This window comes from Pseudomonas wuhanensis (assembly GCF_030687395.1).
GTDB lineage: Bacteria > Pseudomonadota > Gammaproteobacteria > Pseudomonadales > Pseudomonadaceae > Aquipseudomonas > Aquipseudomonas wuhanensis.
On record NZ_CP117430.1, the window covers coordinates 3,529,973 to 3,555,891 of the forward strand.

At 62.4% G+C, this 25,919-nt stretch carries 15 protein-coding genes; 3 read left to right on the forward strand and 12 right to left on the reverse strand.

Annotated elements, in window-relative coordinates; translation table 11 throughout:
• Nucleotides 1–122: 122 nt before the first annotated feature.
• Nucleotides 123–815, forward strand: coding sequence for an aspartate/glutamate racemase family protein (locus PSH88_RS16070; RefSeq protein WP_305421488.1), 693 nt, complete (start codon nt 123–125; stop codon nt 813–815).
• 132 nt (nt 816–947) lie between these two features.
• Here the strand turns inward: PSH88_RS16070 and PSH88_RS16075 are convergent, their stop codons facing one another.
• On the reverse strand, nt 948–1,463 hold the full coding sequence (locus tag PSH88_RS16075) for a GNAT family N-acetyltransferase (protein WP_305421489.1): 516 nt from the start codon (nt 1,461–1,463) through the stop codon (nt 948–950).
• Between the two features lie 575 nt (nt 1,464–2,038).
• On the opposite strand from PSH88_RS16075, the gene PSH88_RS16080 reads away from it, so the two are divergent.
• Nucleotides 2,039–2,323: a DUF3077 domain-containing protein gene (locus tag PSH88_RS16080; RefSeq protein WP_305421490.1), complete on the forward strand. Its 285-nt coding sequence runs from the start codon at nt 2,039–2,041 to the stop codon at nt 2,321–2,323.
• On the forward strand, nt 2,320–2,586 hold the full coding sequence (locus PSH88_RS16085; protein ID WP_305421491.1) for a short-chain dehydrogenase: 267 nt from the start codon (nt 2,320–2,322) through the stop codon (nt 2,584–2,586). Before PSH88_RS16080 ends, PSH88_RS16085 begins: the two co-directional genes overlap by 4 nt.
• Before the next feature lie 169 nt (nt 2,587–2,755).
• On the opposite strand, the gene PSH88_RS16090 is transcribed toward PSH88_RS16085, so the two are convergent.
• The 11 genes from PSH88_RS16090 to PSH88_RS16140 all read right to left on the reverse strand — a co-directional run bounded on the left by PSH88_RS16090 (nt 2,756) and on the right by PSH88_RS16140 (nt 25,714).
• A complete protein-coding gene (locus tag PSH88_RS16090; RefSeq protein WP_305483297.1) occupies nt 2,756–3,742 on the reverse strand; it encodes a LysR family transcriptional regulator in 987 nt (328 codons plus the stop codon).
• A gap of 183 nt (nt 3,743–3,925) precedes the next feature.
• Nucleotides 3,926–4,876 carry a peptidylprolyl isomerase gene (locus PSH88_RS16095; protein ID WP_305421492.1) on the reverse strand — a complete coding sequence of 317 codons (951 nt, stop codon included), beginning with the start codon at nt 4,874–4,876 and terminating at the stop codon, nt 3,926–3,928.
• Entirely contained in the window at nt 4,873–5,352 is a 480-nt protein-coding gene (locus PSH88_RS16100) for a YbjN domain-containing protein (RefSeq protein WP_305421493.1), read from the reverse strand. The genes PSH88_RS16095 and PSH88_RS16100 overlap by 4 nt, the downstream gene beginning before the upstream one ends.
• Nucleotides 5,353–5,372: 20 nt before the next feature.
• Nucleotides 5,373–6,002 carry a DNA repair protein gene (locus PSH88_RS16105; protein WP_305421494.1) on the reverse strand — a complete coding sequence of 210 codons (630 nt, stop codon included), beginning with the start codon at nt 6,000–6,002 and terminating at the stop codon, nt 5,373–5,375.
• Between the two features lie 17 nt (nt 6,003–6,019).
• A complete protein-coding gene (locus PSH88_RS16110) occupies nt 6,020–7,711 on the reverse strand; it encodes a putative porin (RefSeq protein ID WP_305421495.1) in 1,692 nt (563 codons plus the stop codon).
• A gap of 40 nt (nt 7,712–7,751) precedes the next feature.
• Nucleotides 7,752–8,456: an energy transducer TonB family protein gene (locus PSH88_RS16115; RefSeq protein WP_305421496.1), complete on the reverse strand. Its 705-nt coding sequence runs from the start codon at nt 8,454–8,456 to the stop codon at nt 7,752–7,754.
• Between the two features lie 2 nt (nt 8,457–8,458).
• Nucleotides 8,459–8,884 (reverse strand): ExbD/TolR family protein, encoded by a 426-nt coding sequence (locus PSH88_RS16120; RefSeq protein ID WP_305421497.1) that lies wholly within the window; start codon nt 8,882–8,884, stop codon nt 8,459–8,461.
• Between the two features lie 11 nt (nt 8,885–8,895).
• A complete protein-coding gene (locus PSH88_RS16125) occupies nt 8,896–10,704 on the reverse strand; it encodes a DUF2341 domain-containing protein (RefSeq protein ID WP_305421498.1) in 1,809 nt (602 codons plus the stop codon).
• A gap of 19 nt (nt 10,705–10,723) precedes the next feature.
• A complete protein-coding gene (locus PSH88_RS16130; RefSeq protein WP_305421499.1) occupies nt 10,724–12,319 on the reverse strand; it encodes a ShlB/FhaC/HecB family hemolysin secretion/activation protein in 1,596 nt (531 codons plus the stop codon).
• Nucleotides 12,320–12,372: 53 nt separating this feature from the next.
• Nucleotides 12,373–12,984, reverse strand: coding sequence for a transposase (locus tag PSH88_RS30485; RefSeq protein WP_370694650.1), 612 nt, complete (start codon nt 12,982–12,984; stop codon nt 12,373–12,375).
• Between the two features lie 298 nt (nt 12,985–13,282).
• Nucleotides 13,283–25,714, reverse strand: coding sequence for a filamentous hemagglutinin family protein (locus PSH88_RS16140; RefSeq protein ID WP_305483298.1), 12,432 nt, complete (start codon nt 25,712–25,714; stop codon nt 13,283–13,285).
• Between the last annotated feature and the right edge of the window lie 205 nt (nt 25,715–25,919).

The following is a 25,919-nucleotide window of genomic DNA, read 5'->3' on the forward strand; positions in this document are numbered from 1 at the left end:
ACCATGACACTTCACCAAAGGATGAGCGGTACAGTTGATTTTCGCTGGTATCCGTCATTGGACAAATGGACACTCCCTTCAGGCCTGGCCCATTGACACAGGCCACAGCCTGAGGAAATCCAATGCGCACCATCGGCCTTATCGGCGGCATGAGCTGGGAGTCCAGCGCCGAGTATTACCGTCTCATCAACCAACAGGTACGCGACCGACTGGGGCCGCTGCGTTCGGCGAAGTTGCTGATGTACAGCGTCGACTTCGGCCCTGTTGAACAGGCCCAGCATGCCGGACGCTGGGATGACGCGGCGGCGATTCTGGTGGATGCGGCCTGGCGTCTGCAGGCGGGTGGCGCCGAGTGCGTGGTGCTGTGTACCAACACCATGCACAAGGTGGCCGGGCAGATTCAGGCAGCGATCGATATTCCGTTCCTGCACATTGCCGATCCGGCTGGCCAAGCGGCACTGGACGCTGGTGCTCTGCGGGTGGGTTTGCTGGGCACTGCGTTCACCATGGAGCAAGACTTTCTCAAGGCACGCCTGACGGCCAAGGGTCTGACGGTGCTGGTGCCGGAGGCTGATGAGCGCCAGGCTGTGCACCGGATCATCTATGACGAGTTGTGCGTCGGGGTGATCAGCGAGGCGTCACGCCAGGTTTATCAACGGGTGATCGAGTCGCTGACCGAACGCGGCGCCCAGGCGATCATCCTCGGCTGTACGGAAATAGGCCTGCTGATCAAACCCGAGCACAGCGCCCTGCCCTTGCTCGACACCACCGAACTGCATGCGCAGGCGGCGGTGGCGTTTGCGTTGGGCGACTGAGTCAATAAGGCGCAGAACCTGTGGGAGCGTGGCTTGCCCGCGATGAACGATGACGCGTAATACCTGAAAAAACGCGGTGCATTCTTCGCGGGCAAGCCTCGCTCCCACAGGATTCTCGTCGCTCAAACTTTTTCACTTACTGGCGCGACGCAACCGCGCCATGCTCAGGGTATCGACCAGCCGACCGTCACGCACGGCGTAATCGCGAAACAGGCCTTCGGTCTCGAAGCCGAATTTCTGGTACAGGCCGATGGCTGCTTCGTTGTCGGCGTACACCGAAAGTTCGACCCGTTGCAGGTTCATCCAGTTGTCGGCGACGTCCAGCGCTGCTGCCAGCAGTTTCGAACCGACGCCCTTGCCCTGCCACGCCACGGCGACCCCCATGCCGAAGCTGCCGGCGTGGCTGCGGCGGATTCGCGAAAACTGCTCAAGGCCAATGTTGCCGATGACCGTTCCCTGATGCAGCGCCACCAGTTTCACCGCCCGCTCGTTGTCCGCCATCAGGCGTTGGCGCCAGACTTCGCTGGACTGAAACGGCATTTGCAGCACCTGACGGGCCACGGCCGGGTCGTTGTAGAGCGCGGTGATGCCCTCGATGTGGGATTCGCTGAAGCGTTCGAGGTGAATGGCGGCGTCGTGGTCGGGCATGGTGGTGTTCGTCCTTGATCGGTGTGTGGCCGATCACTCTAGCCGCCCTTCACCTGTCTGGCGACATCAATACCGGGGAAATACTCTTTTGTGGGGAGAAGACGCTCTGTGGCGAGGGAGCTTGCTCCCGCTCGGCTGCGAAGCAGTCGTAAACCCGGCAAATGCGGTTTATCGGATACAACCGGGTTGAATGATTTTGGGGCTGCTGCGCAGCCCAACTGGGGCAAGCCCCCTCACCACAAATGAGCGGGGGTCAGTCAAGGAACGAGCCTACACGCAAACCATCTGTTTCAGGCGTTCAGCCGGTTGACTGCCCTGTCCTCACTCCCTATCCTCGCGCCTGTCACGACTCATTCGTGATCGGGTTTGACGGCTCGGAAAGTCCAAGACGCACATTGCTCTCTAATGTGCTCGTGCACTCGTGTGCCCGACGCACTGCTCAATGGTGACTGTGTGCGGGGCATCTTCGGGTGCGCCGGGTGTCTTGGACCGGTCCGTCAACCTGCACACAGTTGCCACCTATTCGTTTGACGGCGATGAAGTGGCAGTTCTCTGACTTCCAAGAGGCTACACCCATGACCAACGCAACCACAAAATCCACCCCCTTCGCCCCCTGCGACCACGTCGACCATCACCTCTTCGCCGTCCAACCCGGCATCCCGCTACTCGACGCCCTGGAACACGCCTCGGTCTACCTCAGCTGCGCCGAAGCCCTCGCCCATCAAGCCCCCACCGCCACCCGCCCGGAACACAGCGCTTCATTGCGGTGGGCCAGCCAGCAGATGCTCGGCACCGCGCGCTCACTGGTGCAAGCCTCCATCGACGGTTTGCACCGCGCGCAAGCAGGCGGTGACGCATGAATCCGCACATGCCGATGACTCACAATGACGGTGACATTCCGGTGCTGCTGGTCGCCACCCAAACGCCGCTGGATCTGCTGCACCGCAGCGCCGCCAGTCGTTTTCTGGCGGTGACGCAGATGATGGAAAGCCTGGCCAACCTCGACATCACCCGCGCCAGTGGCGCCGACGTGCAGCAACTGGCGCATGCGGCGGCGATGTTGTTGCGCGATGGCTGTGATGTGATGGATGTACTGGGACGGCGGATTCGAGCGCGAGTCTGACCGTCGAGCCCTAGCCCTGTGGCGAGGGAGCTTGCTCCCGTTGGGGCGCGTAGCCCCCCCAAAACCATTCAATCCGGTACATCAGACAAACCGGGTTATCAGAATTGGGGCTGCTGCGCAGCCCAACGGGAGCAAGCTCCCTCGCCACAAAAGTGTTCTTGCCAGCGGGTTATTCGATCAACTCAAACCACTCCCGTCGCTCACTGAACGTGTTGTGGATCAGCTCGACGATTCCCTGCACCTCGGTCTCATTCCTGGAGTCGGCATTGACCGCCATCCACACCTGGCGCTGCATCGGTTGCTTGAAGAGCCCCGGCAACGCCACCAGCCCCCGGTCGAATTGGCTCATGTAGTGCGGCAGCAGACCGATGCAGGCGCTGCAACGGATCATCTCTAGCATCAGCTCATAGGAATGCAGCTGAACCACCCCCGCCAGGCGCTGCTCCACCAGACTGTTCCACGGCCCAAAAGCGCCGACATGGCGATCGTGCTGCCATTGCACCAGCATGAAATCGGCCAGGTCACCCAGGCTGTCCGGCCGCGCCGCGACCCGTGAATACCGTTTGGCGATGTGCGGCAGATAGTCCAGCCGTGCCAGACGCTGGGGTTCGCTGATGGCAAAACTGGGACCTGGCAACGGCGAATCAGTGCCCGCCAGCCACACCACCACATCGGCACTGATCGCGCGCAGGGACAGTTCGCTGTCCAGGGAAATGATGTCCAGGCGCACGCTGGCGTTGCGCCGCAGCAGCGAAACCAGGTCGCGGCCGAGGATGTCATGCAGGATCGACTCGGCCACGGCCAGGCGAATCAAGGGCTGTTCGATCACCGGCAACTTGCGCTCATGCACCAGCGCGATCAACCGCGCCTGCAACTGCTGGCCGTCACGACTCAAGGTCAGCGAACTGCCCTGGAACTTGAACAACGAACGTTGCAGCTGATCTTCCAGCTGCGCCAGGTGCTTGCGCAGCAGGGTCGCCCGCACATTGAGACTGCGCGCGGCCTGCATGAAACAGCCGCAACGGGCGCTGACCAGAAAGTACTGCGCCACCTCGGCCTCAATCCCGGCGGCCCGTGCCAGCCAAGACTCGGATGGCCCCTGCGGGGATCGGTATTCGACAACACCCTGACGTCCTGTGGGTTCTATGAATGACATCGATGACTCCCTGTCGATCTTTGTTTTTGATTGCTTCCAGCGCGATGAAAACTCTTAAAACCAGTGAAAAACCTGTGGGAGCGGGCTTGCTCGCGAAGAGGCCGGCACATTCAACATCCCCGGCGTCTGACATTCCGCCATCGCGGGCAAGCCCGCTCCCACAGGATTTATGGTGAATATGGTTTAGCGTTTTTCCTCCAGCACTTTATTGAGCTCGGCGCCGTCGATACTCAACGTCGCGGTATTGAGCATCCCTTCCAGATAAGCCTTGGCAATCTGTTCCTGACGCTGGGCACGCAAGGCCTGGGTCAGGCGTTCGCGCAGTTCGTCCAGGGTCGCGGTGCGGGCCGGTTGCTGTTCGGTGAGTTTGATGACGTGAAAGCCCGCCGCGCTCTGCACCGGCTCCGACACCCCACCGACCTTGAGTCGCGACACGGCGCCGCGCACTTCCGGTACCAGTTGTTGCAAGGGCTGCAGACCCGTGTCGCCACCCCGTTCGGCGCTGGCTCGGTCTTGGGAATACTGAGTCGCCAACGCTGCAAACTCCGTCGGCGCGACCTGGGCTTTTTTGCTCAGTTCCACAGCCTGTTTGCGCACGGCATCGATGTTTTGCGGGTCGCTCACCCCGAGGAAAATCTGGCTGACCCGGTACATCGGCGGCGTCACCCAACCGGCCTTGCCGGCCTCATACGCCTGCTGCAATTCGGTGGCACTGGGGTAATCGGTCGGCACCTGACTAACTGACTGCAAGTAATCGCGAAAGACAATCTGCTCGGTGGCGGCGCGGGTTTGTCGCTCCACCTCCGGGCGCTGACGCCAGCCTTGGGCGTCGGCCTGTTCGAGCACGGCTTTCTCGGCCAGGCGCGAGCGAATCCAGCTTTCCAGCGCCCCGCGATTGGCCCGCAGTTGTTCGCGAGCTTCCGTCGGCAACGTGGCGAGCAACGCTTTGAGTTCTTCAGGGGCGACTTGCTGATTGCCCAGTCGCGCGACCGCAGGCTCACTCGTTGCTAATACCGCCGATGGCGCCGGCTGCTGAGCCGCGACCGGGTCATTGCCCGGTCGCAACCCCAGTGCAACCGCAACCACCAACACGGCCAACGCACCTGCGCCGGCCACTACCGTACGCTTTTTCACAGGGCTGGAACCTCTTGCGCAGGCACCTCGACGGTTTCAGCCTGGGCCTGCAACTGCGCAGCGTTCTGGCTGTATTCACGCAGGTAAACGATGAACTCCTGAAGCAAACGATCCCACAGTTCAAGGTTGCCACGCAGATGATCGTCGCTCACCCCGGCGGCGACCACCACGTCCATCTCCATCACCAGAAACTCGCCCTGTACCGACAACCGGGCAAAGCGTCGCGACGCATTCCACAGCTCCGCCAGCCCGGCCGGCAACTCGCCCTGCACCCGCAAGGCGCAGCTGAAAGTGAAGTCGACGTAGCTGCCCTGCTCCGCTGCCGGATTGCCGAAACGCACCGCGTAGCCGATGCCCTGGCTGGCGCTGAGCAACTGCACGATGCCGCTCTGTTCGGTTTGATTGACCCGGTAACCGGCGGCTTGCAGCACCTCGGTGAGGGATTGTGGCGATACGTGGCTGATCAATTGGGTCATGTGAAGTTCTTCCCTGTCATTCAATGAGCGATCGCGGCCTGGGGCGCGTCAAATTGCGTCTTGTAGAGTTCGTCGCCAAAGCCTTGGGCCAGTTCTTCGAACTTGACCCTGGCTGCGCCTGCGAACGGTTGGCGGATCTTCATCACCTCGGCGACGTCGATCTTTTCGTAGGCCGCGAGGATCTCCTTGGCCACGCCGTACATCTGTTGATTCTTGACCGAACATTGCTGCATTTGTGTGTCACGCTCAGCCAATTGCGTCGCTAGCCGGGCGCGTTCGGCTTCTTTGCCCCGGGCCATCACCAACAATTCTTCATACGCTTTCTTGAATTTGCCGATCTGCTCGCTGCTGGCCGCCGCTTGCGCCTGGGCCTGGCTTTGCAGGCTGTCGTGCTGGCCGGCCAGTTGTTCAGCCACGCCTTTGACCTTGGCCAGTTCCGCCGTCAGTTGCTTGATTTGCGCCTGCGCAGCCTTGGCCTGACTCTCGGCCGCCACTTGCGCGGCGCTGGCCTGAGCCTGCTGGCTTTGCAGGGCCTGCAACTGCTGGGTGGTGCTGCGCAGTTGAGTGCGCAAGCGTTCCTCCATGCCTTCGGCGCTGGCCCCTTGAGTCAGCAGCAACCCCAGGGCAAACAGCAGGATTTTTGTGTGCATGACGCTCTCCCTGCGCCTTAGAAGCGCGTGTTGATTTCAAGCTGCAAGACGTCGATGTCGAATGGCGCGCCGTACACCGCTTCGGAACTCAACCAGCGACCGGTGGCGAAGACGTTCTTGGCCAGACCGTAGTTGCCGCCGAGGAAATAGCCCTTGGCATTGGTGCCGCCGAGGTGGAACGACGAGTCGTTGAAACCGTCCGGCAAGGCGTCCGGCTGGATGTACTTGTAGCCGGCGAAGAAATTCCAGTCGCCCTGCTTCTTCAAGTCCAGCGAGTTGCCGAGGGTGAACTGCACCATCCAGGCATTGGCGCCGCTTTCCACTTCGCCATTGCTGTCGAGGTTGTTGACAATCTGCCCCGCCGAGCGTTTGCGCATCTCCCCTTCGTCGTAACCGAGGTTATGAACATAGTTGGCCTGGCTGCGCAGCTTGAAGTCTTCCGGCAGGTCGGTGTCCCACACCACGTTGAGGTCCAGCAGGTTGAATTCCGAGGCCAGGCCGACGAATTGCGGTTGCGGCGTGGTGGACGGGTTGAGCGGGTTCGGCGTGATGTCGCGCAGCAGGAACACGCTGTTGCCCTTCTGCATGAACGCCGAGCGGCTGCCGTCGGTGTCGCAGCCCGGTGCGCCGGCCCAGGGTTCGCAAGGGCTGGAGCGCTGGCCTTCGATGTCGTCGAAACGGTAGTAGGCCAACGCGCCTTTCAAGCGGTTACTGGAATTGATCGCCCAGTTGGCGCCAATTTGCGCGCCGTACAGCCACTTGTTGTCGCTCTCTTCCTTGTCGAAACCGTTGCTGCTGCTGGTGTCGTTGGTGTACTCCACCGGGAACGCCCCGACGGTGCCGAACAGGCCCCAATCACGGTTGAGCTTGTGGTCGAAAATCGCAGCCACGCCGTCGAAGTTCAGGTCGGTGGAATAGAGCATGTCAGTGGAGAAGAACGGATTGGCGATCCGCCCGCCGGTCAACGTCAACTGATCGGACGGCTTCCAGGTCAGGTAACCCTGATCGAGCCAGATGTCTTTTTTGCCGAAGCCGCCGCCGAGGGTCTGGGTGGTGGACACCGGGTTGTTGTCCGAACCGGTGCCGATGCGGATACCAGCGGTCCATTCCGGCGAGATCACTGCTTTCATGCCCAGTCGCGCCCGCAGGCGAAACAGGTTTTCGCGGTCTTCGCGGGTGTTGAGCAACGGCGGCAGGCTGGTGCTGCTGTTGGGGTTTACGTCGTACGGACCGTTGTTATTGAGCTTGGCGAAGTCGACGATTTCGTTGCTGTTGGTGCCCGAGTAGTAGCGCGACTCGTCGCGCAGGCGAATGTCGCCGTCGAAGCTGATGCGCGAAACCCAGTCCGGGAAGGTATTGGGCTGGGCCCAGTTTTCCTGTTTGGCGGTGGCCATGACTTCAGCCTTGACCTGATCGCGGATCTGATCGCGCACCGCGGCCGGTACATATTGCACCCGTACATCGCCGGGGGCGGCGGCTGGGCCAGCAGCGACGGCAGTGCTGGCCTGACGCGCCTGCACCGCTTCTTTTTCCGCCTGAGCGATCAGGCCGTCGGCTTGTTCCTGCTTCAACACACCTTGCTGCACCAGCAAGCGGATCAGATTGATCGTGGCGTTTTCCGAGGGCGCAGGGGCTGCCGCTGCGTGCCCGACCAGGGTCGCAATGACCATCCCGACCGCCAGGGACAATCGATTCACGTTGGAAATCATCTGCACACAACTCCTTTTGGCAAAACCTGAAAATGTTCGGTTAACCCGGACGCCGCCCTTGCAGGGACAGGCGCACGGGCAAGGTCATGGAGGCCGGTGGCCGTTCGGTTAAATGCGGCGCGCCGCGCAACGCGGCGAGCACCTGGGCGTCGACTTCCGGGTTGCCGCTGGACTTCACCAGCTCGACCCGGGTGATCTCGCCCACGCTGCTCAGCCAGACGTCGGTCTGCAGCGAAAAAGCCAGGTTGCGCAGGTCCGGGTTTTCCCGCAGCAAGCGCTGAAAGGTGAACGCCAAAAACTGGCTGTACGTGCCATTGCCCACACGCCCGCCCCCGGCACCGGCCATGCCGCCGCCCTTGCCGGCGCCGATATTGAAGGCGTCATTGCCGGACTGGGCGTCGCCGTCCATTTGCATCGGGTTGGCCAGGTCATCGGCGGGCGATGGTGGCGCCTCTTCTTCGGGCTTGACCGCCTCCGGTTCCGGGGTCGGTTCAGGCTCGACCATTTTTTCTTCCACGGGGGTTTGCGGCTCCGGTGGCTTTTCCGGGGGCGGAGGCGGCGGTGGTGGCAACGGGATAATCGTCGGCACCTTCGGGGCTTCCCGGCGCACGCCACTCATGTCGTTGGCCCATTGCCAGAGAAACCACGCAGCCACGCCGGCGAGCAGTAACCCGGCGCCCCACTTCACAAAGCGCAGGGGCGACGGCTTGACGGGCGACGGGCGGATGGGGAGTTGTGCGGTCATGGTCAGCCCTGGGTCGGTTTGCCGGTGACGAGACCGACCTGGGACAGTTCGAGCCGGCGCAGCAGGTCCAGCACCTCAATGACTTTCTGGTACTGCACCGTGGCGTCGCCGCGCACGATCACCGGGAAGTCGGGGTTCTGCGCCTTTTCGATGCGCAAGCGGTCTTCGAGCTCACCCAGGGTCACCGGGTAGGCATCGAGAAACACCTGGCCGCCGTCATTGACCGAAATCGCCTTGGTCTTGGCTTCGGACAGCGACACCGAAGCGCTGGCCTTGGGCAGGTTGATCTGGATGCCGGACACCTGGGCGGTGGCGGTGAGGATGAACATCACCAGCACCACCATCAGCACGTCCACCAAGGGCGTGATGTTGATGCTGTCCACCGCCGCATCATCGTCATCGTCGTGGGAGGTATTGACGCTAGCCATGTCAGTACTCCTCAGGCCGGGACGGATGCGTGGGTGTGATGACCACGGCGATGGGCCGCTTCACTGGACTGACTTTCGCCGTGCATCTCCGCCAGGCGGGTGATGAACTCATCGACGAATACCCGCATGTCGGCGCTGACTTCCTTGTTGCGGGTGATCAGCCGGTTGTAGCCAAACAGCGCCGGGATCGCGACGAACAGGCCCATGGCGGTGGCCAGCAACGCAGCGGCCATGCCTGGGGCGATGGCATTGATGTTGACGTCACCGGCCATGGCCGTGCCGAGGAACACCACCATGATCCCCAGCACCGTGCCGAGCAGGCCGATGTACGGGCCGCCGGCGATGGCGTTGGACAGCGTTGAGAGTTTTGAACTGAGCGCCTGGTTTTCGCGGGTGCGCACGCCGTCCATCGAGCAACGAATCGCTTCGATGGTCGCGGCCGAGACTGACGAGGTGTCGGCGCCCTGCTCGCGGCGGGTGCGGATTTCTTTCACCGCGACTTGATACAAGCGCCACAGGGACGAGTGCTGCAAACGCTGGGCGAGGTCCTGATCGTCGGCGAACATCTCCAGGCGCGTACCGACCGTGGCGAACTGCTCGCGGAACGCTTCGTTGGCGGCGCTGAGGCGGCTGACCATGCGGTTCTTGCGGATCATGATGACCCACGACTGGAACATCATCAGCACCAGCACCGCGATGATCACCCAGGCGTCCATCGGCACGGCATTGAGCAGGAAACCGAGGCTGCCGAAGCCGTAACCCGACTGTTCTTCATCGACGCCGTAAGCCAGCAGTTTCGACTCGGCACCCTGGGAATTGGCGTCTGCCAGCAACTGCGCGGCAGGCCGGACGACCTTGGACAGGCGCAGCTCATCGATGGCACCGGTGAATGGCTGATACGTGCCGGCGGTTTCGCTCGGCAGATCGGCGCCGATGGCCATGATTGAATTGAACGCCGGCATCGCTACTGCAAGGCTCGCGGTTTCACGCCCGTTGACGTACAGCGAAACCTTGCTGCCCTCGGCGGTCAGCGCCAGGTGCTGCCATTGACCGGGGTTCAACGGTTGAGTGGACACGGCGCGCTGGCCGTCGATCTCCACGAACGGCGTGCCTTGGCTCAGACCCAGCAACAGGCTGTTCGCCCCTTCCCGCCGCACGAGTACAAGCTGTTCACCATTGGCCTGATCCAGACGCAACCAGGCACTGAAGGTGAACGCGCTACCGGCGTTGTGCTGCAACGATGGACTGCCTGGCAGCAGCAACGGCTGGCCACTGAACTGCAACGCCCGCCCCATCACGCCGTCGATGCTCGCGCCGGTAGCGCTTTGCGCAGTGTTGCCGTAGGCCGTGGTGTCCTTGGGCGGTGTGCCGTTGGCGCCGTCGAAGTGATAGAGCGCGGTGAAATTCGGGTCGAAGGTCAGCTGACCGTTGCTTGTGGCCGGGGCTTTCTGGTTGCCGTAATACATCCAGAGGTCCTGGCGCTGACCGCCGGTAATGACAGGCACATCGACCCAGATCAGCGCCATGCCCATCAACGGGTCGAAGCTTTCGATCTGGTGGTTGAACACAGTCTTGTCATCGGCGGCGACGAAGCGCAGGTCCGAACCGTCCTCCTTGACGCCATCAAAGGTGAAGTTGCCGGTGTGCAAGCGCACCAGCAGCGCGGTGCGACCCAGCGTCTCGTTGATCGCCGCGCCCTGGGGCGTGGTGTCCACCGAAATCTGTTTGCGGTAATGCCAGTCGTCTTGCCACCAGGCCTGGGCGGTGGCCGGGAGCACGAAGCCCAGGCAGATCAGGAAAGCGATGAATAAGCGCTGCATGAAAAATTACTCCGTAGGTTCAGAATGTCGCTTGCAGGTTGAAGTGCAGGCGCGATTCCTGTTTCGAGGTGTTCGGCCCTTCGAGCAGCGGGTAGCCCCAATCCACGCTGCCGGACAGCCATTTGCTCAAGCTCGCGCGGGTGCCCAGGCCAACACTGGCCAGGGCGTAATCGGCGTCCTGATCGGGGAGCTCGTCACGCAGGTACAACTGGGCGCCTTCGGCGAAGGCGTAGAAACGCCATTCCTGGACGTAAGCGCCCAGGTACTTGGCGAGGGACGGCGTACGCAGCTCCTGGGACAACAGGTAGCCGTCGTCACCGGTGCGCTCGGCAGCCAGATAACCGCGCACCGAAGTCGCGCCGCCGGCCGAGAATTGCTCGTTGGATACCAATGGCCCGGACGCCAACTGGAACGCGGCTTTGCTCGCGGTCTGCCAGTCGTTGCCGAAGGTGAAGGTGTAACTGGTGTCGCCCTTGAGCACGGCGAAGCTGGGGCTGGCGCGGTAGCGTTTGTAGTCGAAGTCTTCGTCGGAGCTGCCATAACCGAACAGGCTGCGAGTGCCGGCGACCAGACTCAGGCCCAGGCCCAATTGGGAGTTTTCGGTGTAGCGAAAACCGTTGTAGGCGAAGGTGAACGGTGCGTATTGCAGCGGCACGTTATCGCTCTCGCCAGCCAGGGTCAGGCGCTCGTCGAAGTCCTTGAAGTCGATGCCGGCCGAGAACGAGTTGGACCAGTTGCCGCTGGACGGCAGCGTGTAAATCGCCGAGATCCCGTAGGAATGGCCCTTGCCCAACACGTTGCTGCCGCCGATGGTCGCGACGTTGCTGTCGGATTGATAACCGGACAGTTGCACGCTCCAGCGCTCGTTCAACGGCGCGGTGTAGGAACCGGACCAGACCTTGGCGTTGTCGGTGTCCTGGGGCGCGGTGAAGTAAGTCAGCGAGATGCTGTGGCCCAATTGCCAGAGGTTGTTGTAACCCAGGCTGGTGACCGCGCGCAGTTTCTCGGTGTCGGCGCTGTAATCGTTGTTCAGCCCGACGCTGGCCTGCCACGGATTCTGGTCCTCGACCTGCAAGTCCACGTCCATGGTGCCGGGGCGCTGACCTTCACGCACCAGCGGCATCACCTGCCGGCCCGGGGTCTTGTTGAGTTGCGCCAGCTCACCCTGGACCTTGCTGAAGTCCGGCACTTCGCCTTCCTTCAGGGCCGGCACGTCTTCGCGGATGTCCACGGGCGAATAGTGTTTGGCACCGACCACCCGCACCCGGCCGACCTTGGTTTCGCTGACCTGCAGATAAACGATGCCGTCCTCGACCTTCTGCTCCGGCAACTCGACGAACACCGACTGATAACCACGGGCCTGATAAACCTTCTGCAAGGCTTCGCGGGCGCCTTCGATATCGTTCAGGGTCTTTTGCGGACCGAGAAACGGGTACACCGCCTCTTCAATCGCCCGAGCGTCGAGCACGGTGTTACCACGCACGAAGTATTCGTTCACATCGACCAGTTTTGTCGACGCCGCGGTTTCGGAATCTTCGGCGAACACCGGCTGCACACCGGCCGCCACCAGCAGCCAGCCCCACAGCGCCAGCCGTGACTTGAAAAGATGCTCCACACCACCCCCTGAATTCGAAATGACCGTCGCTGTTTGCCCAGCGTTCGGCCCACTCAATTGCTTGTTGTCGACGTCGCGGCGTGTTTGCCCAGCCAGGTGTGCAGCAGCGCGAAGTTCAAGGAGAACTCGGGCATTTGCAGCAAGGCACCGCAGAACACTTCGCCAATGATTTTCTGGATCAGCTGCACCGCCCGCGGGTTGTTCAGCAGCGTGGCGATGTCGCGGTTCAAGACGTTGAAGCTCCAGACCTTCTGGTTCAGGTCCAGGCCGACGAACCAGCGGAACAGCAGGTTGTAATTGAGCTGCTCGTAGAGTTGCTGCTCGCTGGGCACCGAATAGAGCAGCTGCAGCAGCAGGATGTGCATGACCGTTTGCGGGGCGATGAGCATGCCGGGCTCGGCGTTGAGGCCGTGCAAGATGTCGCGGTGCTCTTCGAGCAGGTCATCGATTTGTGGGCGCAGCAACACCAGTGAATGACCCGGCGGGATGTAGCTGGACACTTCTTTCAAGGCGCCCTGCCAGTCATCCTGGGACACGATCCAGACCCACGGCGCGCCGTAGCGATAGACCGAAACCGGCTTCTTGCGCGCGGCTTCGACGATCTTCGACAGGCGTTGATCGAGTTCTTGCATGCCCACTTTCGAGTAGCGTTCCATAGTCCCCATTGCCTCACTCCCGGCTTCCCGCCCTCGGCTGGAAAAGTGGCCTCGCGGCCCCCTCAAGCGCGTCACATAGGCATGACCGGAATGGCGATGTGCTACCGAACTTTTGTCACAAAAGCTTCATTTCAAAAGAGGGTCAGATCAACCCGTAGGAGCGGGCTTGCCCGCGAAGACGTCGATACAGTCAACATTGATGTCGCCTGATACACCGCTTTCGCGGGAAAGCCCGCTCCTACTACACTCGCCGGATTCGCAAAAAAAAGGGCGACCCGAAGGTCGCCCAAAATTTACAACGAGAGTTCTATAGGGTGAGGCTGCCCCGCTCCTCCTCGGTCAAGCGCTGGCGCGCCGACTCATCCAGCGCCCCGGCCCCCAACACCTGCACCGGGCTGTTCGGGTTGTACCCGGCCTCCGGCGTGCGGCTGGCGCCGTCGCGGGTCGGCGCCAGTTGCTCGGAGCCGAAGCTCAACACCTGCACGGTGAATACCGATGCCTGATTCTGCCGCGCCGCAGCCTGTTGCTGACGCGCCACGTCCTCCGCCGCCTGGGTGGCCGACGACGCCGCGGAACTGGCCGAGGTAATCGCCCCGGTGTTCACCGAAGCGGTCATCGGCACACCGGTCGACTTGCCTTGGGTCTGAATGTTCGCCGCGTTCACCACGGTCAACGCCGCGATGTTGACGTTGCCCGACACCCGAATCCCCGCCTCGCCGGCATCGATGGTGCCCAGCGGAGCGATCAGGTCGATGTCACCCGGCGCTACTTCCGGAATCGGATTGAGCGTGGCGATCCCCGCGCCGGTACTCGGCACCGATGGCGACAGGGTCACATTGCCCCAGGTGTCGTACAGACGTTTGGGTGGCGTATAGACCACGGTGGTTTTCGAACCGCGACCGGCGTTGATATCGCCCTGGGCCGACCAGCCGAGGATCGAGCCGCCAAAGGTGGTCATGATCCGACTCTGCCCCAGTAGAATGTTGTTCTGTGCATACAACTGGATATCGCCCTCGCCCTGGGTAATGACCCCGGCGGTGGACGGCGGCGCGTTACCCTCGATGCCGAAGGTCTGCCCGCCGCCCGGCGTGAGCATCTGGATGCCGCCGCCGAAATCGGTGTGCACACCCGCCCCGCCGAACATGGTGATATCTCCTTTGTAGGTGATCGCATTGCCCGCCACATCCTTGGTCGGGAACAACAGCGCGATGGCCTCCCGGCCCCGCAGGTAGCTGCCCTGGCGCACGCCGCCCACTTCGTTGTACTCACGGCCACCGGCCTTGAGCTCGGCGAAGTACACATCGCGGGCAAACACCCGTTGCTGCTCGGCCGGCAGCGTCGCGAAGTAGCTGCGGGCCTGTTCGGTGTCGCCGCTGAAGCCGAAGCGTTTCTCCAGCCAGTCCACCAGTTCCGCCTCGTAGGTCTTGGCGACCTTGCCGTCCTGGTTCGCCAGGGGCACACCGGCCAGGGCCTGGTTGGCCGGGTCCAGGTACGCCTTGACGAAGCGCTCGTAATCCGCGCCGTTGAGGCCCGCGCCGGCTTGTAGCACCAGGCTCGCGCCGGGGCGCGAATCCCCTGGCACCACGGCGCCGAGGCTGGTGATGCTGACCTTGTCGTCCATCAGGATATTGCGCCCGGCGGTGATTTCCAGCAGGCCGGGGCCGGCGACATTGAAGCTGCTGTAGAGGATGTCGCGCCCGGCTGACACGATGGAAATGTCGGTTGGATTGTTGTGGATGAAGAGGTTGCCGGCGCTGGTGTAATTACCCACGTCGGGGTTCTCATTCAGAGACCCGCCCAGCGGTATGCTGCTGCTGACAATGTCTCGCCCAGCCATCATCCGTACAGGTCCGGCGCCTTCGTACGCGATTCGCCCCGGCCATCTGCCCGTAGAGACTGATGTCATCGACCGTCCAGTGGCGACTGCCAGCAAGTCACCTTCAAGCGCATAGAAGCGAGCAGGATCGACATTAAGGGCCCATTCGCTGGAAGCGCTGCTGGTGTCGAAGGCAAGCAGCGGCAATATGTTCGCATCAGGGCGCGCGAAGTTACCATCGGCTGAAAGATTGCTGGCCTTTATGACGAAACCATCGACGATACCGACAAAGGCCGGCCTGAACGGTGTGGCCAGGGCTGCAGACGATGCTCCGGAGCGACTGACCGACATATCGCCGCCGTAGATGGAATCGCCGGCCATGAATTGCAGTTCACTATTGACGCCGGGAGCAAGCAACAGGGCTGGACGATTGACGCCGTTATAGCCTCTGTCATACAGTTCCGAGGACTTCCCGTAGTAAAGGCTGCCACTGGCTGCCACAGCTCTCAGGATGGACGGATAGACCACCGCCAGATCCGTTGCGGTGCTGAAGGTGAGAGGCGTCAGGTTACCTCCCGACGACCACAAGTCGACCGCAGTATTGGCCGTCCACAGCGTGAACCAACTGACGCCCGATCCGTTGGTGTTACCGTCCTCGAAGCGTGAGGCACTCATCATCGGCGCCCGCCCCGGATCGGCGACGTCCATCACCACAAGGTCGCCTGAAGTCGTCAGATCGAAGGCAGCATCGCCCGGCATGAGGGTCAGTCCACCGGTCGCAAACCCTCGTGTGGATTTGAAGGAATCGTAGGCCCGCGTTTCTCCAGGTGACTGTACTGCGACAGCATTGCCGTATTGAAGGTCGATTCGACCAATGGCGCCGCTGTCGATCTGCGCGTGGCCCCGCAGGTTGATGACCGCGCCGTTCAGATGCCCGTTCACGAACAGGCCCTCGGGATTCAAAGCACCACCCACACGCAGATTGAGATCACCACCGCCGGTCAGTTGCAAACTCCCATCGGCACCTACCCGCCCGGTGCTGCCCACGGCAAGAACCAGTCCTTGACTGCGGCGGTTGCTGCGCGGCTCAAGAAGACTCCCCGCCATTTGATCGAGCACACCAGCATCACCCGCCACTTGAACATTCAGATCGCCCCCACCCAGCGTACCGAAGCCGGTAAAACCAACCATCAGGTCAGCATTGACGGGATCCTGCGCAGCGGTGTAGCTACCAAAGTTGATCCACCACGCGGATGGTTGTGCCCCGGTACCCGTGGCGACTGAACCGTTGCCTTGACGCCACAGCCAGTTACCGACGTTGACCGTGTCGTAGCCGCTGTCGAGCAGGTTGGGCCGCCCATAATTGCTGCTGGAAACATCCATGGCGTTGCCGATCAAGTCACCGCCGACCTTCAGGGTCAGGTTGCCGCCTGAGTCAGGGTACCAAGCGCGATAGACACTGTTGACGCCGCCGTCCACGAATTGCTCGTTTTCGCCTGTATCGTCATTGAGCACTTTACCTTCTGCACCCAGTGCCTTGGGCTGGTTGTATGGATCGCCGGCGTAGGTTGCGTTGGCCGAACTGCCGGCGGTGTAGACCCCATAAAGGGAATCCATTTTCAGATCACCTGCCGATAGCAACTCAAGGTCTGCCGTGCCAGTGCGAATGACACTCCAGCGTTGGCTGCCCGGCTTATATCCGGGGGGACCATCCTCTTCACAGCGAGACGGGTCGTCGATGCACAGATTAGGATCGCCGAACCCAACGAAGTCCACGGGTTGCCCCACCATACTGGTGTCACCAAAAAACTCCAGCGATCCTGCTTCGCTCCACACCATATTTGGCACGCCAAATACACCGTAATGACTGTCAGCCAGATGAAGATCGCCACGGGCCGATGCAGGCTGCACGACCCGGCTGTCCGCCGCCTGTGTATCGGCGCCCGCCACGAGGCGCAACGACCACGACTGCGAGCCCTCTGCCAGCATCGGTGCGATGGCCCAGTTGCTCCCCGCCACTTCCGGACGCAACTGCACCGACTCGACACCGGCCGGCAGTTTGATGTCTGTACCTGAAGGAATTTTCGAACCCACACTCAGTCCCAGGGGGCCGTTGAGACGCAGGACGTTGGTCAAGCCATGGGGCGCGTCCGCAATGCCTGGCAATGCAACGCCTTTAGGCCAGATCAGGCTGCCGATGGTTGCGCTGCTGCCCAGCAGGCTACCCGCCCCCAGCACTGTTCCTGCCTCGAGGGTCTGAGTCGAAGCCAACAAGGTGCCGGCCGCGAACAACAGGTTACCCAAGGCGTCATGCACCGCCGCGGCCAGCACCGTACCGGCCGGCAGCACCAGTGGCTGATCAAGCGTCGCGGCGACCGGCAGACGTGTTCCCGCCGCCAAGGTCGCGCCCTTGAGCGGCACGTCGAAGTTGAGCACCGAGCCCGCCGGAAACGCCGTATCGTCCGCCAGGGTCACGCCGGTACCGGGCACAACGATATCGCCCGCCGCGAAATCAATGCCCGGCAACAGCACCCAGCCTTTGTCATCGTTGCTGGCCCGCGGCTGGGCGAACCCGTCGGTGATGCTGCCGTAGATGTTCAGGTCACCCCCGGCCCGCAGTGTCAGGCTGCCGGATTCGCCGGAGCCGTAGACTCCGCTCAGAACGTTATGCGGATTGAGACTCTCATAGCGATAGCGCGAGAGGTCCAGGTCACCCTGGACCACCAGGTCACCATCGGCCGTCGCACTCACCACCTCCACGCCGGGGCGCAGATGCAACACGTCGCGGTAGCGGCTGTTGTTCAACCCGGCGAGTTTGCGCTGCAACAGATCGTTGTTGCCGAGGGCGTTAGTGATAAAGGCGGTGTTGTCCTTATGGGCGAATTCGTCCAACCAGGCCTGATCGATGACCTGATAAGGCCTACCGCTGGCCGCCGGCACGTCGATCAGCGGCGCGTCGCTGTATTGCCACATAGCAACCAGCGAGATCGAGCGGGCGCCTTGAATATCCAGGGCGCCACTGGCATCGACAGCCACGTCGCCACCCGACACGCCACCCAATCGAGGTACATTGAGCTGCAACGTCCCGCGAGCACGACCGTCATTCATGCCGGGCGCGCCGCCCAGCGCGATCTCGGTGCCGTGGCGCAGGTCGATACGGGCACCGTTGCCCAGGGTCAGGCGCCCTTCCCTGGCGGTCAGGTCGACAATGGCCCGGTTCGGCGAATCGATGATCTTGCCGTAGCTGTCTACACGCAGGCGTCGACCATGGGCGTCGAGCACAGCACCGCTGCTCAAGGTCAGGACATTTTGGGCGGCCAGATAAATGCTGCCGACCCGCTCGCCGCTGGCGTCCACCGTGCCGTTGACCAACAGGCTGCCGTTGTCCAGGGATACATCGATGGTTGAGGCCTTGAGTTCGTTGCCGATCACCAGGTCGCCCTGCTTGAGCTGGAAACTGCGGGAGCCAAACACCTGCCCGTCGTTCAACCGTTGGTTCAACGCGGCGAACTGCTCACTGAGACTGCCGCTACCGCCCAGGCGTTGGGCCTGGATTTCCACGCTACCGGCCAGGTACGGCATGGCGGTACCACCGGCGTCATATTCGCCCGTGCTGCTGCCGAGGATACGCCCTTGTAAATCGACCACTCCGGCCGCGCCGCCCAGGGCCACCGCACTGAGCCGACCGGCCTGGTTGTGGAGGGCCGAGAGGTCGATGCTCGAGCTATCGGCCTGGCGGATGTTGCCGTTCTGGCTTTGCAGGATCACCTCGCCACCGGCGCTGTAACGCGTGACATCGTTGAAGGTTACCGTGCGCCCCGCCACATCGATTATCGCCTCATCAGCCAGGGTCAGGTCATCCGTCGCGCTGAGGGTCAGCTTGCCGCTGGGCAGCACCACCGCACTGGCCAGGTTGAGGCTCTGGCCCTTGAGGGACAACTCGCCGCCAAGCCCGGGGACGGTGCCCGGCTTAGCGGTTGTGCCCGTTACATTGACTGTGCCGCCTGCAGTGATGCGGTTGACCGATCCGGCTTCACCGGTGAGCAACGGAGTGAGGATATTCAGGTTGCCGCCGCTGTAGGCGTAGCCCGTTTTCGCGTCATAGGCCCCTTGGCTTTGATACACCGCCAGGCTGCCTTTGTGGTTGGCCGTCAGGTGTTCGCTGGCGCTGAGGTTGATGTTGGCGAATCCCAGTGCAAGACGGTCCAGGGTGGTGACCGAGCCAGGCTGGGTGAAATCACCGTAGCCAAATTCGATGCGCTGGGCCTGGATATCCAGGCGACCGGCACCGGTGCCGGCACCGCCGGCAATCACCGAACCCGGCGCGCCAACGGCACCGTTCCAGATCAGGTTGGCGGTGCGAATGGTCGCCACGTCATTGGCGCTGCCGGCGCCATAGATGGCCGGGGTGCTGAGCATCAGGTTATTCAGGCGCGACTTGCCTGTTGTCGGGTCAAAGGTGTCGAGACTGGCGGTGCCGTAGAAATTCAGCGCCTGACTGGCCGACAATTCGAGGGTTTCCAGGGCCGGAGCACCGTATTCGGTGTCCCCGCGCAACAGGCGATCGAGCACGGTCTGGCTCAGGGTCAGCCCCGCCGGCAAGACCTGGCGCGTCGCCGCGTTGCTCAGGGCCTGGGCGGTGCCGACGTTGATGTTGCTCAGGGCCAGGGTCAGGTGACGGGTGCCGTAACGCACCTGATCGTCCAACTCCAGGCTGCTGCCGGACGCAGCAACGATGCTGCCTTCGGAGTGAATCCGGGTCACGCCGTTGCACGGTGTCAGGCTGCACCCGCCGATGTTGACCGTGCCACTGGTACCTGACAAAGGGGCCAATACATTGAGCAAGCCATTGGAGGCGGCCAGCAAGCTATAGTTTTGGAACTTCACATTGAGGTTATAGATAAAACCATCACGGACATCGTAAGCGGCCTTGCCCCGTCCGATGGTGTTGATGGCGGCGCCTTGTTCCACCAACAGTTCGCCGCCGTCGGCCAGGAGGAATACCTCAGGCGCCGACAGGGTCGCACCTTCACGCAGCGCGACACTGCGGGACACCCTTTGCGGCGTGATGTAGTTGCCACCCTGGCCATAGAGCACCGAAAACTGGCCGCCAATCACCTGACGCGAAGCATTCAACGCATTGAGGCTTTCGGCATTGAGGGTCACGCCCTCGAAGCCGGCCGTGGCCCCCCACCCTTCGGCGACCACCTCCAGCGCGGTACCATTGCTGGCGACCACCGCGACGGTTCCGCCGTACCCCCCGGTCTGAGGCGCGAACTTGCCGATGCCCTTAAAGGAGAAGGCCTGATCTGCGGCGCCTTTTGCAAAGTTTAACTTCAACGTCTTGGCATCTACCGGCAACAAAGCCCTGGGAACGCCCAAACGCGCGGCGTCGGCCACAGCGAACTGGGCGTAGCTGGTTTCGTTGTATTGCGAGTAGCGACGCAGCACATCTCCCGAGGTCAAGATGACTTGGCTGGACAAACTGTTGCGCTGCCCGGTATTGACCACCGACAGCACGCCGGCGGTGGTCCATGAACCGTTGCGCATCTGTTGCGCGCTTGAAGTGGAGCCTTGCCCCGCCAAACCGTTGACCTCCACCCGGAATGCTCCCGGCAGCAAAGCATAGGTGGACGGCATCAGGGTGTAGGTACCGGCAGCCAGCCCGGGCACACCGGCACCTATGGTGATTTGCTGACCTACCCTCAGATCCACCGCGCCCCCCTCAGGGGCGACCGGCGCATACTGGCTCTGGTTACCCGGCACGATGGCATAGACCGGATTGCTGGACAGCCCCGGTAAGGTGAAACCGCCATTAGCACCGATTTGTACCAGCGGGTTGAAGCGAACATCGGTGGAACCGCCTCTGCCAGAGATAAAACCGGCGCCGAGCAATTCACCGCCACCAGAGAGGTCGAGCACTGAGCCTTCCTGGGCCGCCACCGACTTGCCGCCGAGAATCACGCCGATATTCAGGTCACCATAGTCGGAGAGCACCGCGCCTTGCCCTAGCAACACAACCTTCTTGCCAGCGTATTGATAACTCTGGCCATCGACAGTGCCGCCATAAGGCAGCACCAGCCCCAGGCCGCTGACCGAAGTCAGGCTTCCCGGTAACAGCTCCACTCGATCAGTGGTACCCAAGCCATCGTTTATGCCGACTTCAATCAACCCCAACGGTGCCCGTACCACCCCGCCCTGCTCAATCTTCGCACTGCCCAGTTGCAAGCGGCCAAATGCCGAATAAGGCACTGCAGGTGTGACCTGGGTAGTACGCTCAATGACCAGACTGCGTTCCGGGTCATAGACAGGGGCACTGGCACCTGTATACCCCGCCAACACCCGTGCTCCAACCCCGGTCGCCGGATACAGCTGCGCCGCTTGCAACACCATGTCCGAAGGGGTCAGCAATTGGGTGGTAAAGCCCGTAGGCAATCCCTCACTGGAGAGCCCTGCCAGGAATCGCAAATCACCCCGACTGCGTAGCTGAACCCGGTCGAAACCGGCGCGTTCCAGCTCGACGGTATTGCCGTCGGCCTGCCTCACCGTGCCTTTGCTACTGAACATCACACTGCCCTGCACATCCAGCAGGTCCGCGTTGACGGAAAACACCGCCTTGTTCGCCAATCGCGACACCCCGCCGCCATCGACCACTGGCCGGGTATAGGGGTCAAAACTCGGTCGAGTCGTCGCCAGCCCTGTCGCAAGTGCCATCAACACATGGGGTGCATTGAGCTCGACCCGGGTATTGGCTGGCGCGGTTGCACTCAATCCAAAGCTGCGGGCGTACAGACTCAGGCTCTGGCCAAGGGACATCGACAGGTCGCCATCGACGCTCATCAGGCCGTTGCTTAACAGGGACAGGCTATCGAAACCACCGGCCTGGACCTGATTGACACCTAACCGCCCGTGACCATAGACCAGCGAGTCTGCCGAGGTTTCAGCCGTATCGCTCAGTGGGCTCGCCTGGGCAGCGCGCGCCAGCACCAGTTCACGCACCTTCAACACCCGGTCACTGACCGCACTCTTGAGGTAATAGGGCGTTTCCAGCGCTACCGACAAACTACCGCCGGCGGCCCCTGTTCCACCCGAACGGGCGCTGAATGAACCGTCCAGGTACAGACCATTGGCCGACGCCAGGGAAATACTGCCGCCACTGCTTGCCACAGACGTACGCCCCTGGCCTGGAATATCCAGCACAGCCTGGCTGCCATCCGCTTGCAAACGCGCACCGTCGCGCACCACCACAAACAATTCGGACGCCGAAGTCGATCCTTTCGCGGCATCGATCTGGCCGCCGATGACAATCTGCCCGCCGTCGCGCACCAGGCCGTAGGTCTGACCGCGCATGTCCCGAGCTGTTACGGCCCGGCTCGATACATCGATCAGTGCTTGTTCACCAAGCCAGATGGAACGACCGTGGCCCTGGGCATTGACTTGATCGCGGACCGTATCGCTGACGCTCAACTCGGTAAGACTGACCCGACCGCCCCAGGCGTTGAGGGTACCATTGGCGGTCAGTTGACCGATGCTACGCACATCGATGTTCTGGCCCGGATCGACGCTGATCACGCTGCCCTTACCCAGATTCAATACCGTGCTCGCCATGCCGGCGGCGCTGGAGTTCGCGCTACCGCCAGTGAGGCTAAGGTTCGCACCACGACGCTGGGTAAGGACGCCTTTGATCGCGTCTTCCTGATACAGCTCCGGCGTCCAGCGCCGCAAAGCATCAGCCGGTTCTGCATCGCTGCCGGTGCTCAACGCCTGCTCGCCAAAACGGTACACCGGCATCGTCACATCGAGCCGGGTCCCGTCGGCCACCGTCAGGCCTTCGTTACCGGTGATGTCATAGGCCGAGAAGCCTTTGTCGAAGAAGTCACCGCCCAGTTGCAAGGTGCCCGGTTCAAGCGGCGAGCCGCTGTTGCCGATCAGCACTTTATTGGCCGCTAGCTTCAAGGTCCCGCCACCGCTCACTCCGGTGCCGCGCAGTTCACCGTCAAGGTTCAAGGCGCCGTTACCGGACGATGCGCCGGTACTGGCGGTCAGGGTCAAATCACCGCCCTTGCCGCCACGGGCCTTGCCATTGGCCATGACCGCGGCACTAGAGCTGACATCGATCACGCTGCCCTGGTGCACATCGATGTCGCCGCTGCTGCGTACGGACACGGTACCGCCATTGATGAACGGCAGACCCTGGCGGTCGTTGCCATCGAGCAGCAGGTTGCTCCACCGGCCAGCGGTGTTCAACGTCACGCCCTCACCCAACTTGACCGCGGCACGCTGATCTGTGGCGGGCGAAAGCACGACGTCTTCCATCTGGAAATTATCGGTTCTGATCTGTTTAAGCACATTACCCAAGGCAATGCGACCGCTTCGGGTCGTCAGGTCGGCGTTCATTTCGATCTGCGGTGCATAAAGCGTGATGTCGCCGCCATCGGCTACCTTGAGTGCACCATCGACCTTAATGCCCTCAAGCGCCGCCACCTTGACTGCCCCGAGTTGGAAGCCATTGAGCAGCGCGTTATCCAGCACCAACTTGCCTTGCCGGTCGCTGCCGACCACTGAGGTCAGGTCCAGGCCCGCGGCAATCTTGTCGGTTACCTTGCCGACGGTGACCTGATCAAAGGTGGGGTTCAGGCCGCTGTTGATCACACCGCTGGTCTTGTCATAGATCGGCGTGTAGCTGCCCACCCACAACTGGGCCCGTCGGGCCACGGCGTTTTGCGATTGCTGGTAGCCATCGAGGTTGAGGTTCGGCGCCTGGGTCTGGCGTTCACCCTGGTAGACCTCGCCGACGATCTGGCCTTCCAGCAAGGCGTTGCGGGTCGACACCACCAGCTTGCCGGCATCGCGGCCGACGGTGTAGCCGGCTTCGAAGCGCTCTCGAGGAGCGATCAGCGGGTTGTAGTAGTAATGGGTCTGGCCCCAGCGCTGGCTGTGGTCTTCGTAGCCCTTGTAGATACCGGTGTAGAGGATGTCCCCTGGCGCCCGGGACAATTCATACAAGCGCCCGTTGGGGCCCTTGAGCCAGGACTGGCGTAGGTAGCCGCTCTGCACATCCAAAGTGCCGCCGGACAAGTTCAGTTGCGCCGCTTGCTGGGTCACCACGTCGTTACCGGTGAACGTCAGGGTGCCGCCCTGGGCCGCCCATTCGCCAACGCTGTGGCCTCGGGTGCCCAGGTAACCACCAACCTCCAGCAAGCCACCTGCTGTGTACCAACGATCCGTGGCGTAGCCATTGGTGCCCGCCGGCACGTAGATCAAGTCACGCACGTCCACCCAGACATCGTTGTTGGTCAGCTTGCCGCCTTCGCGGTTCACCGGCGCATCACGCTGTTCGTTGCCCTGCACATTGACCTTGATGGAATTGGATTCCATCGCCACCTTGACGCCGATGGCGCCGGACACATCGATCACCGCGCCATCGCGCACCAGGCTGCGACCGGTGGCGCTGACCGCGACCTGGCCGCCGGTGGCCAGGGTAATGGAGCCGTTCTGAAAGTCGACGCTGCCGCCACTGACGATCTCGACCCGCGACTGATCGCTGCGGTCAACCACGCTGCTGAGGTTGTTGAACTGGCCGCTGATCAGGTTGTTCGGCGTGCCATCCAGACCGGCGGGCCCGGCGTTGCGCTGGCTGTCCAGGGCGCTGCCGCCCGCGGCATCGAGCAGCACCGCCGTGGCGCTGCCCTGCCCCAAGGTCACGCTGCCGCTGCTGTCGCTCGCCGCGTTGAGCAGGTGCACGGTGCCACGGGTGTCCACCGAACTGCTGGCGACGGCCACGCCGTTCTGCTGCACGCGATGTCCAGTGAGGGTGATATCGCCTGTGCTGGCCTGGATCAGGCCACTGTTGATCACCGTGCCGGCGCTGCTCCCCGGCTTGAGCGAGGTCGCGACCTCGTTGCCACGGGTGGTGGAGCGCAGGTTGCCGCTGGTGCCCTGTCCACGTCGGATGTAGAAGCTGTCGCCCGCGGCCAGGGTGGTCTGGCCCTTGGCGGTGATAATTGACCCGGCGTTCTCTACTTCGGAACCCAACAACAAGGCATAGCCGCCCCCCGCGGTGGAAGTGGCGGCGCGGTGGGTTTCGATCAGCGCGCCCTGCTGCACTTGGACTTTGCCGGCGGCGTCAGTGAAGGTCGGCTGGCTGCCGGTGGCATCGACGTACAAGCCGCGCTGGCTGAATTGCTCATCGCTGATGTTCGCCGCCACCGCCGCCAGGTTGCGCACGTTGACCTGGCTGCTGCCGCTGAACACGATGCCGTTGCGGTTGACCAGCATCACCGTGCCGTTGCCCTTGATCTGGCCCTGGATCTGGCTCGGTCGTGCCAGGGGATCGTTGACCCGGTTGAGCACGGCCCAGTCCGACTGCTGCTGGAAATCCACCGTGGTGTTGCGCCCGACGTTGAAGGTTTCCCAGTTGAGAATCGCCTTGTCGGCGGTTTGCTCGATCTTCACCGTGGTCTTGCCATCGGCCTGGGTCTGCTGCGGTCCCTTGGCGTTGAGCCAACCCTGGGTCAGGCTGTTATCGACCTTGAGCCCGCCATCGCCCAAACCATCGGACACCACTTGAATCTGGCCGAGCGCAGCTTGCCTACCCGCAGCCTGGGCCGCCTGCTGAGCCGCGATGGCGGCCACGGTGTTGTTGAGGTTGGTCAGCGAACGTTGCAACTGCGCATTGGCCCGTTGCTGCTGCGCCAAGGGTGGCGGCATGCCGGGCTGCGCCGTCGTGGGCCGCCCCGCGCCACCGGCCTGGGACGCGCCCTTGTCGGCAAACCAGGCTGAACTGAACGCCGTCGCCGCATGGGCATTGCCGGCCACCATCAACAACGCAATGACCTGGGCCAGCGGCTTGAGCCGCAACATCGACAACTCGCCATCGCGACGTGGAGCATTCAGGTTCGTCTGGGGTTTGCAGCGCAGCATCCTACTCATCCTTTCGGTTTGCTCTAAGGGGGCGCAACGCAGTGCTGTCAGGCTGCCAGCGTTGGTTATAGGGGATAGGCAGTTACAACCGCTCGGGACCGAACGGATGTCATGAAAATTTCATATGGCTGTGTTGGTGCGGGTGCCACGCGAAGATCAACAACGACCCCGGTCATTGCTGATTGATGTTGTGGATCGCTCCAAA